Below are 1795 nucleotides of genomic sequence, written 5' to 3' on the forward strand. Positions count from 1 at the left end.
GCAAAGCACCGGGAATATCGGAAAGGCCACCGCTGCCCCGGCGCCCAGCACCGCAGCGAACACGCTGTACCGCATCGGCCGCCTGAGGCCATGCCGGTCGGCGAAACGGCCGGCCGGTAGCGCCAGGAAAACTTGCGTCAGGGCAAACAGCGCCAGCAAAACACCGACTGCCGCTGGGCTGTAGCCCTCACGCAGCGCCAGCAGGGGTGCCGCCATGCGCGTGCCGGCCATGCAGGCGTGCAGGCAGATCTGCGCCATGATGAGGCGGGCGAGTTCAGGTGTCATTTTTTAAGTTAAAACCTGCTGCAGCCCAATGATGGCGTGCGCAACCAGCTATCAATTTTATAGCATCGCAACACTGCACCGTTGCGCTCATTCGCCCAGCAAGTCGGTATCAGCTACCGGCGGCAACAATGATTGCGACTCGATTTCAGGCAGGGCCTCGACCTTGCGCAACGCCAGCCGCATCTGCTTGGCCCGGGTGTCGGCCTTGTCGAGTGTGTCGGACGCCTTGGCGACCTGTTCCTTGATGCGTGCGACCCATTCGCCATAACGCTCGAATTCAGTTTTGACTGCGCCCAGCACCTTCCACACTTCAGAGGCCTGCTGCTCCAGTGCCAGGGTGCGAAAGCCCATGTGCAGGCTGTTGAGCATCGCCAGCAGTGTGGTCGGCCCGGCCAGCGTCACGCGGTACTGGCGCTGGATCGCGTCCATCAGACCGGGGCGGCGCAGCACCTCGGCATACAGGCTTTCAACCGGCAGGAAGAGGATGGCGAAATCGGTGGTGTGCGGTGCCGCCAGGTAGTTCTCAGCGATGGATTTGGCTTCTGAGCGGATCCGCGCCTCAAGGGCCTTGCCGGCTACCTCGACGGCAATCGGGTCAACCCGCTCATGCGCATCGAGCAAGCGCTCGTAGTCGTCACGCGGAAACTTGGCATCGACCGGCAACCAGACCGGCGAGCCGTCGTCGCCGCGGCCCGGAAAGCGGATTGCAAAATCAACACGCTGGCCGCTGCGCGGCTTGGTCTCGACCTGCTTGGCGTACTGGTCTACCGTCAGCACCTGCTCAAGCAGCGCTTCAAGCTGCACCTCGCCGAACATGCCGCGCGTCTTCACATTGGTCAGCACCCGCTGCAGGCTGCCGACGCCTACCGCCAGCGTCTGCATCTCGCCCAGGCCCTTGTGCACCTGCTCCAGCCGGTCCGCTACCTGCTTGAAACTTTCGCCCAGGCGGGCTTCCAGTGTGGTCTGCAGTTTTTCGTCGACCGTCTTGCGCATCTCGTCAAGCTTGGCGGAATTGGTTTGCTGTAATTGCGCCAGCTGCTTTTCCAGCGTCTCGCGCACTTCGACCATGCGCCTGGCGTTGGATTCGCTGACGGATTGCAGCTGCGTGCTCAGCGTGTCCGAAAGGGTTTTCTGCAGCAGCGTAAGTTGCTGCGCGAACGCGTCGATCTGGGTGTTCTGCGTGCGGATCGCTTCAGCGCTTTGCTGCACCAGCGTTTGCTGGAAGGTGGCGAAGGTCGTTGCCAGTTCCTGTCGGCTGCTGCGCGAGCTGTCGCCAATTTCGCGCCGCAATTCACGTTCGAGCTTGTCGTGGCCTGCCACCATGCCAGCCATCAGCTCGTTGCGGCCGGTGTCCGCTGGCTCGGGCGGCTTGCGCACCAGCAGCCAGACCAACAACAACAGGTTGGCTACCAGCAAAGCAATCATCAGCCAGGTTTCTGTCATTTTTTCATTGTCCGCTTTCTGCCTTCTTCCTGTTTATCCGGTTTATTTACCGGCCAATACCGCAGGG

At 61.8% G+C, this 1795-nt stretch carries 2 protein-coding genes; both read right to left on the minus strand.

What is annotated here, in order from left to right:
- Nucleotides 1-285: MFS transporter (locus AC1D0Z_RS20820; protein WP_477660065.1), on the minus strand; the 285-nt coding region annotated here is incomplete at its 3' end.
- An 87-nt stretch (nt 286-372) separates the two neighbouring features.
- Complete coding sequence (gene rmuC / locus AC1D0Z_RS20825) at nt 373-1728, minus strand: DNA recombination protein RmuC (protein ID WP_477660066.1); 1356 nt, start codon at nt 1726-1728, stop codon at nt 373-375.
- Nucleotides 1729-1795 lie beyond the last annotated feature (67 nt).

This window comes from Polaromonas sp. P1_E3, assembly GCF_056405935.1.

What these genes read in the sequence shown, in the direction of transcription:
- rmuC (WP_477660066.1), bottom strand. Translation starts at nt 1,728, where the DNA reads ATGACAGAAACCTGGCTGATGATTGCTTTGCTGGTAGCCAACCTGTTG.